General features: G+C 33.5%; 1 protein-coding gene. It reads left to right on the top strand.

Features of this window, described 5'->3' with window-relative positions:
• Positions 1 to 269: transposase (locus LQ686_RS14060; RefSeq protein WP_239733465.1), on the top strand; the 269-nt coding region annotated here is incomplete at both ends.

Here is a 269-nt window from a genome sequence, read left to right as displayed (position 1 = left end):
TATGTTACAAGGTGAAATGAATAACCACTTAGGATATTCTTCGAATGATAAATCTGATAAAATTACCGAAAATAGACGCAATGGATATGGGGATAAAACACTTAATACCACTAAAGGTAACATTGAAATCAATGTCCCAAGAGATAGAGATGCCTCATTTGAACCACAGTTAATAAAAAAACGTCAGCGTGATGTTTCTGAAATCGAAGATAAAGTAATTTCTATGTATGCCAAGGGCATGTCACAACGTGATATTTCTTCAACAATAG

Source organism: Mammaliicoccus sp. J-M41 (assembly GCF_022385935.1).
GTDB lineage: Bacteria > Bacillota > Bacilli > Staphylococcales > Staphylococcaceae > Mammaliicoccus > Mammaliicoccus sciuri_A.
Note: the sequence above shows the minus strand (reverse complement) of the source record. Positions and strands in the feature narration are given on the sequence as shown.